At 64.5% G+C, this 7,878-nt stretch carries 6 protein-coding genes; 4 read left to right on the forward strand and 2 right to left on the reverse strand.

What is annotated here, in order from left to right; genetic code table 11:
- Window positions 1-153 precede the first annotated feature (153 nt).
- The gene (locus BRAS3843_RS28855; protein ID WP_008972676.1) at window positions 154-1,353 is read right to left on the reverse strand and encodes an acyltransferase; all 1,200 of its coding nucleotides are present in this window, start codon (window positions 1,351-1,353) and stop codon (window positions 154-156) included.
- Between the two features lie 192 nt (window positions 1,354-1,545).
- Between BRAS3843_RS28855 and BRAS3843_RS28865 the strand changes: the two genes are divergently transcribed.
- The 4 genes from BRAS3843_RS28865 (at window position 1,546) to BRAS3843_RS28880 (ending at window position 5,954) form a co-directional block, all read left to right on the forward strand.
- Window positions 1,546-2,679, forward strand: a complete 1,134-nt coding sequence (locus tag BRAS3843_RS28865; protein WP_008972677.1) for an ABC transporter permease — start codon at window positions 1,546-1,548, stop codon at window positions 2,677-2,679.
- Window positions 2,676-3,392 carry an ABC transporter ATP-binding protein gene (locus tag BRAS3843_RS28870; protein WP_008972678.1) on the forward strand — a complete coding sequence of 239 codons (717 nt, stop codon included), beginning with the start codon at window positions 2,676-2,678 and terminating at the stop codon, window positions 3,390-3,392. Before BRAS3843_RS28865 ends, BRAS3843_RS28870 begins: the two co-directional genes overlap by 4 nt.
- Entirely contained in the window at window positions 3,389-4,444 is a 1,056-nt protein-coding gene (locus tag BRAS3843_RS28875; RefSeq protein WP_008972679.1) for an efflux RND transporter periplasmic adaptor subunit, read from the forward strand. Before BRAS3843_RS28870 ends, BRAS3843_RS28875 begins: the two co-directional genes overlap by 4 nt.
- A 274-nt stretch (window positions 4,445-4,718) precedes the next feature.
- Window positions 4,719-5,954 carry an IS4 family transposase gene (locus BRAS3843_RS28880; RefSeq protein ID WP_244425494.1) on the forward strand — a complete coding sequence of 412 codons (1,236 nt, stop codon included), beginning with the start codon at window positions 4,719-4,721 and terminating at the stop codon, window positions 5,952-5,954.
- Window positions 5,955-6,152: 198 nt separating this feature from the next.
- Here the strand turns inward: BRAS3843_RS28880 and glpK are convergent, their stop codons facing one another.
- Window positions 6,153-7,655, reverse strand: a complete 1,503-nt coding sequence (glpK, locus tag BRAS3843_RS28885; RefSeq protein WP_008972681.1) for a glycerol kinase GlpK — start codon at window positions 7,653-7,655, stop codon at window positions 6,153-6,155.
- Window positions 7,656-7,878 lie beyond the last annotated feature (223 nt).

The following is a 7,878-nucleotide window of genomic DNA, read 5'->3' on the forward strand; positions in this document are numbered from 1 at the left end:
AGCGCTTACATGGTGGTCCGCTGCAAAGGACCTCGCCTCGGTGCCGCCGAGATCGACCTGGTCAGCCACTCCATATTCGCGATCGATCAAGACCCTCGATCTTCACCTTTGCGGCGATCGAGCGTGCCCCCTCAAGGGGAATGGCAGAGGACGCTATCGCGTCAAGACGCGGACGCGACGGCGGATCCAGGCGATCGCCTGGATCCGGTAGATGGCAAGGACGGACACCCAGCTCATTGCCAGCGTGCCGGCCAGCACGATCACGGCTTTTGCCATCGCCGGCATCGCAAAGCCGAGGAGCGCATATTGCAGCCAGATCGAGAACAAATAGTGCACCAGATAGATGCCGTAGGTTTTGTCCTGCAGAGGCTCGAGCGCGGGCAGCGGCCGGTTGGCGAAACGCAGGACGAGCGCCAGCATGAACAGCACACCGGCGGCACAACAGCCGACGAAGCCAAGTGCCTGTCCGAACTGCACCACACGCAAGGCCGCACCATCGCTCGTCATCGCGAGCCCAACCATGCCGAGCCAGATCAGGAAAGCGACACATGCAGCGGCGCCCACGGCGACCCAGCGATGCACGAGCCAGCCGTCGGGAGCCAGCAGGCCGCGCCCGAGGCCGGGGGCGCCGATGCAAATTCCGGCGAAGAAATAGACGAGGTAATGCAGCGGCCGGCAGTACTGGAACGAGAAGGGTCCAAGCTGAAACCAGTCCCACGGATTGAAAATGAGAGCCGGTGGCACATAAGCGAGGGCGGAGGCGGACAACAGCGCGATCAGGAACGGCAGCGGACGGGCTCCCAATTCGCCGACGCTACGCCTGAGCGCGTCAACGAAGGGTCGTGCGAACAGGTACAATCCAGCAGCGATGGTATCGAACAGCAACAGCACCCATAAGAACCAGGGCGGGCCGGAGGGCCAGAACGGCAGAGCGAGCCAATGCTCCCAGAACGCGGCAGGGCCTGGATCGACCGCCGTCACACGGTAGACCGGGTAGTATGCCAAAGGCATCAGCAGGCCCACGGTGAGCGCAAAGGGTATGCCGATTCGGAGCAGCCGATCACGCAGGAAGATCAGGGCGCCGCTGCGCACCAGGCTCGGCCAGACGAACACCCCGGAGAGAAAGAACAGGAGCGATATGAGATAGATGTCCTGAAGGGCGCAGAAGATGTCGAAGCCGTACCAGCGTTCCTGATCGACAATCGGAATACTTCGCCATCGAAACGGCGGATCGTCGAATTTGAACGAAGATGCAGGCGATGATCCGAGATAGGCCATCACCGCGTGCACCGCCACCACGATGATGATGACGATCACCCGCAGATTCTTGAGAGCAAGGCCGGGCGTGGACATATGATCTCGAAGCAGATGAAATGGTTCAAAATCAGGATGGTTCCTGGCGTGCGGTTCAGAAATGCGCTTCAGTTTCCCGGCGGGCCCGTCAAGCGAATGTCCGAACCGGGCCGCACTGGTGTGCTCAAATCCGAAGTTCGCTTGAGAGGCCGCTGCGGAAATGACGAACACTTCGGAATCGGACACTAGATCATGTCGCTGAAATTCAGGCTGGCCTCCCGAAACCTATTCCATGACCGCCTGCGCTTCATTGCGACGATCATCGGCATCGTGTTCTCCATCGTTCTGGTGACGGTGCAGATGGGCCTCTATGTCGGTTTCCGGCAGATGGTCACGACCATGATCGACCATGCCGGGGCTGATCTCTGGATCATCCCGGCCGGCACCAAATGTTTCGAGGATCCCTCGTTGCTGGACGAACGCCAGCGGTTTCGGGCGCTGGCCGTAAACGGCGTCGCCGAGGTGACCTCCGTCGTGATCGGCTATGCGCAGTGGCGTCTGCCCAATCGCACCACGACCCCAGTCTTCATGGTCGGGTCTGAACTCAACGGATTGGGACTGCATCCCTGGAACGTGGTCGCCGGCCGCACCGACGACCTCGCGATTCCCGGGGCCGTTGCCGTCGAGCAGTCTTATCTCCCGCGGCTGGGAGTCAGCGGCCCCGGCGACAAGGCCGAAATCCGCGACCGCAGCGTCCAGGTGGCCGCGGTGACCAAGGGCATCCGCTCGTTCACGACTACGCCTTATGTCTTCACCGAGCTCGATCGCGCCCGCCTCTCGACGGGAACGCCGTCCAACAAGGCATCCTATCTGCTGGTGCGTGTCGCGCCGAATGCCGATGTCGATCAGGTGCGCCGGGACCTGCGCGCGGGCCTTACCGATGTCGAGGTGCTGACGGGAAACGAGTTTCGCAACCGCAGCCGGTCGTTCTGGCTGTTCGGCACCGGCGCCGGTGCCGCGTTGTTCGCGGGCGCCCTGCTCGGCTTCATCGTCGGGACCGTTATCGTCGCACAAACGTTATATTCGAGTACCAAGGACCACCTGAACGAGTTTGCGACCTTGCGCGCCATCGGATCGCCCGGCCGTTACATCTACGAAGTGATCATCTGGCAGGCCGTGCTCAGTGCCATCATCGGCTTCAGCGGCGCCGCCGCCATCGGCGCAATCGTCGCCAGGATGACCGCCGAATCCGCACTGCAGGTGGTGGTGACACCGGCATTGACCGTGGCGCTGCTGCTCCTGACGCTGGTGATGTGCGTGGGCTCCGCGATCGCGGCGATCGCCAAGGTCGTCCGCATCGATCCGACCCTGGTGTTCACGCGATGAGCGCGGCGCTGCTCGAGGCCGATAACATCGTCCATTTCCTGGGCCATGGTGCCGGGCGGGTGCAGGTGCTCAAGGGCGTCAGCCTGTCGCTGAGGGGCGGCGAGCTGGTGCTCCTGATGGGTCCATCGGGAAGCGGCAAGACCACGCTGCTGTCGATCATGGGATGCCTGATGAGCCCGGCCGAAGGCACCGTCCGCGTCGCCGGTCAATCCATTGCCGAGGCCGATGCGGAGATGCTGGCCAAGCTCCGGCGCGACCGCATCGGCTTTATCTTCCAATCCTATCATTTGTTTCCAACGCTGACGGCCGAGGAGAACATTCAGCTCGCGCTGGATGTGCGCGGCGAGCGATCGCGCAGCGCCAAGAAGGCGGCACGCGACGTCCTCGCCACGGTGGGTCTCGCGCACAAGCGCAGATCGTTTCCGCTCGAGCTCAGCGGCGGGGAGCAGCAGCGCATCGCGGTGGCGCGCGCGATCGTGGGCAAGCCCAGCGCGATTCTCGCCGACGAGCCGACCGGCGCTCTCGATGCCGAGAACGGGCAGGCCATCATGCGCCTGCTCGCCGATATCGCCAAGGATCCGTCCCGCGCCGTGCTGGTCGTCACCCACGATCCCCGCACACTGCCCTTCGCCGATCGCATCGTGCATATCGAGGACGGCCGGATCGTCCGGGAAGAGACCGCCAATCCAGCCAGGAAAGTCGCGAACTCATGACCATGTCGAAGGTCATTCCAGAAGTGCAGCTCGGACGCGCCCGTCCGACGCGCGTGGTCCTCGCCGCCATAGCTGCGGCCGTGCTGGCCGGCGCATGTCTCGTTCCGGCGCAAGCCGCAGATGAGAAGGCCGACGACAAGCAGTGGCTGGCGGTGGCGCCGGGGCGGGTCGAGCCGGTGTCCGGCGCCATCAAGCTCGCCGCGCCTGTCATGGGGGTGATCGGCAAGGTGCTGGTCAAGGCCGGTGACACGGTGGCAGCGAGCGAGCCGCTGGTCAAGTTGAACGACAGCGAGGCCCGGGCGCAGCTGGCCTCTGCGGAGGCTCAGGCCGATATGCGCAAGCGCGTGCGCAACAAGGATGCACCATCCTCATCATCGGCGCGGCGCCGCGCCGAGGACGCCGTCGCTGATGCCGAGACCGCGGTGTTCGAAGCGCAAGCGCTCGTCGACAAGGTGATCGCCGACAAGCGCAGCGGCAAGGCCAATGCGGATGTGGACGCGGCGCGCGCGGGCCTTGGCCGCGCCGAGACGCGGCTGTCGCAGCAACGCGACGAGCTGCGCCGCGCCACGGACGAGGCACCGCTGCCGACGGTTTCGGAAGGCGAATACAGCGTGGCGCTCGCCAACCTGGAGGCGGCGCGCGCCGGCTTGGAAAAACTGACGATCCGCGCGCCGATCGGCGGCACCATCCTGCAGGTCAATGCCCGGCGCGGCGAACTGGCCGCGCCCTCGGCCACGCAGCCGCTGGCGCTGCTCGGCGACATGTCGGCCTTGCGCGTGCGTGCCGAAGCGGACGAGCGCGACATCGACAAGATCAAGGCTGGGCAGAGTGTGGTGGTGCGCGCCGCCGCGTTCCGCGGCCGCGATATGGCCGGCAAGGTCGCCTCCGTTGCGCCGCTGGTCGAACAGGGGCGCAACTCAACGCTCAGCCAGCAGCGCAGCCTGACCGATGTCGATGTGGTGGAAGTGCTGGTCGACCTGACCGAGCCCGGCCCGCTCGTGACCGGCATGAAGGTCGACGTGTACTTCCAGAAGGAGAGCGCGTCGCAGTGATGCGATTGGCGCCGCGACCTACCAGCTGCGTGTTAATGCGCCCTCTCCCCTTGCGGGCTGTCGAATGCACACATCTTTGGGGTTGCGGAGCTCGTCAAGGACTGATTCCCTGGCTGAGGTAGATCTTGGCGGGGGGCATTCGCATGTCGACGGAGATTGGGCTGGGGCGGTTTGGCGATCGCCGCCTCGAAAAAGGGGGGTCTTGTTGCATGAGGCCCTCGTCCGACGGCCATGTTCGCGGATTCGACGCCTTGCCGGGAACCGTGCGCGGGAGGTGCAGTTCACGCGCTTTCTGCGCAACGACCGCGTAGGGGTCGAAGAGATGGCGCGCCACGCGGCAGCGCGCACGGCGTTACGCGTTGCCGGCCGCGAGATCATCGTGGTTCAGGACAACAGCGAACTGGTCCTTGGCGGACGACGCGCCAAGGCCGATGGATATGGACCTGTCGGCAAGGGCGGTGGCACCCGTGGGCTGATGCTGCATGCGGCGCTCGCGCTCGATGCCGACGATGATGCGCTGCTGGGTCTTGTCGATGCGCAAGTTTGGAATCGCGACAAGGGCAAGGTGACGGCGCGGCGCTCGCGAGCAATCGCAGACAAAGAGTCTCAACATTGGCTCTCGACGGCGGTGAAGGCGGGCGAGGCTCTGTCTGCAGCACGCGGCATCACCGTTATCTCCGACCGGGAAAGCGATATTTACGCACACTTCGTGCAGCGGCCGCCGAATGTGGAGCTTCTTGTCCGGGCCAACTGGAACCGGAAGATCAAATTGATATCCGGGGCTTCTACGAGTGAGTTTGCATTTGTTGATAGCCTTCAGGAAGCCGCCCGGTACAGCGTGACGGTACCTGCTGCTCCGGGCCGCAAGGAGCGGACGGCCGAGCTGGCCTTGCGCTTCTCGCCCGTGACGCTATGCAGGCCGCATCCAATCCCTGCACCCGATCTGCCCAAGACGATCCAACTGACCATCGTCGATGTTCGAGAGGTGTCGTCGACCCATGAGGGCAAGCCGATCCATTGGCGCCCCCTCACCACTCACGCCGTGAGCAACTCAAAGCAAGCGCGTCGGATTGTCGATCTCTATCGCAAGCGATGGACCATCGAAGAGTTCTTCCGCACGCTCAAATCGGCGGGCTTCGACATCGAGCAGGCCGACATTGGAGAGCCCGAAGTCATGATCAAGTTTGTCGCCGCAGCTGCCGTGGCGGCGGTCACCATCATGCAACTGGTGCGCGCCCGTGACGGAACCACCGAGGAAAAATTGATCGAGGCCTTCGACCCCGACGACCGGCCTGTGCTCGAAGCTCTCTGTGCCGAACTTGAGGGAGCCACCGAGAAGCAAAAGAACCCACACCGAAAAGGTACACTTGCCTTCGCGGCATGGGTGATCGCTCGGCTCGGAGGCTGGACCGCCTACTATGGAAAGCCAGGCCCCTTGGTCATGCGATTAGGCCTCGAAGCCTTCCGCGGTATCAAATATGGCACCACTCTGAGGCTCAAAAATGTGTGAATCGGATAGCCCCTTGCGGGAGAGGGCTACACCGATGCCAGCGTCATGCTCACTTGGGTGAGGGGTTCGTCTCCGCAAGCGCACCGTCTCTGCGGAGGCAGACCCCTCACCCGGCATGATCGAGCTTCGCTCGATCGTGCCACCCTCTCCCACAAGGGGAGAGGGTGAGACCGGGCAAACCGCACGATCTCATGAGACCTACTCCCCCTCGTCGTTAGCCAGCACGCCTTTCACCGCGCGGGCCCAGCCCGCGAGCTTGCGCGCGCGGGTGGCGGCGCTCATCGCCGGCCTGAAGCGGTGCTCCAGCCGCCAATTGTCGGCGAATTTCTCCGGCTCGGGATAGACGCCGGCCTTGAGGCCGGCGAGATAGGCCGCGCCCAGCGCCGTGGTCTCTTGGATCATCGGGCGATCGACCGGCGCGTCGAGCAAGTCTGCCAGGCGCTGCATGGTCCAATCCGATGCGGTCATGCCGCCATCGACGCGCAGCACAATGGTGGCGGCGCTGGCATCCGGCCAGTCGGCGCGCATCGCCGCCCACAGATCGTAGGTCTGGTAGCAGACGCTCTCGAGCACGGCATGCGCCAGCTCGGCTGGGCCGGTGTTGCGGGTGAGCCCGAACAGCGCGCCGCGCACCCGCGGATTCCAATAGGGTGCGCCCATGCCGACGAAGGCGGGCACGAGATACACGCTTTGCAGCGAATCCGATTTGTCGGCGAGCGGCCCGGTCTCGGCGGCGTGCTTGATGATCCCCAGGCCGTCGCGCAGCCACTGCACCGCCGATCCCGCCACGAAGATCGAGCCTTCCAGCGCGTAGGTTCTGACGCCGTCGAGCTGATAGGCGATGGTGGTGAGCAGCTTGTTGTTCGACTTGACCGGCGTGCTGCCGGTGTTGAGCAGCGCGAAGCAGCCGGTGCCGTAGGTCGATTTCATCATGCCCGGCGTGAAGCAGGCTTGCCCGATGGTGGCCGCCTGCTGGTCGCCCGCGATGCCGCAGATCGCGATCGATCCGCCGAACAGCTCGGGCGTGGCCTCACCGAAATAGGCCGAGGAATCCTTCACCTCCGGCAACATCGAGCGCGGCACGCGCAGGATCTTCAAGAGCTCATCATCCCACTCGCCGCTATGGATGTTGAACAGCAGCGTGCGCGAGGCATTGGTGGCGTCGGTCGCGTGCACCTTGCCGCCGGTGAGCCGCCACAACAGGTAGCAGTCGACCGTGCCGAACATCAGCTCGCCGCGGTCGGCGCGCTCGCGCGCGCCCGGCACGTGGTCGAGGATCCAGGCGACCTTGGTGCCGGAGAAATAAGGATCGATGATCAGGCCGGTCTTCTGCGAGATGATCGGCTCGAGCCCCTCTCCCTTCAGCTTGGCGCAGATGTCGGCGGTACGGCGGTCCTGCCAGACGATGGCGCGATGCACCGCCTGCCCCGTGGCGCGGTCCCACACCACGGTGGTCTCGCGCTGGTTGGTGATGCCGATCGCGGCAATGTCCTTTGCGGTCAGGCCGGCGCGCTCCAGCGCGTCGCGGCAGGTCATGATGGTCGAGGTCCAGATGTCCTCCGGCTCGTGCTCGACCCAGCCCGAGGCCGGGAAATGCTGCGGAAATTCCTGCTGCGCCACGGCCGCGATCGAGATGTCGGAGCGAAAGACCATGGCGCGCGAGGACGTGGTGCCCTGGTCGATGGCCAGCACGAAAGACATGATTGCGCTCCTTGTTTCATCCCGGAAGGCCGTTGTGAGCGCCCAAGCAAGCGGATTGGAACGGGAAGGTCAAGGCGCTTGCGGCACGCGCGTTATCCCGCTCTCTGTGCGAGCAAAGTCTGGGCCGCAGTGGCCGCTCCGGAAGACGTCGATGACGTCTTGCGCCTTCGCGTTCGAACTGTCTCCTCTTTGTCTAACGGCAGTGCGAATGACTGCGCCCACT

It is taken from the genome of Bradyrhizobium sp. STM 3843 (genome assembly GCF_000239815.1).
In the GTDB taxonomy this organism is placed as follows: domain Bacteria; phylum Pseudomonadota; class Alphaproteobacteria; order Rhizobiales; family Xanthobacteraceae; genus Bradyrhizobium.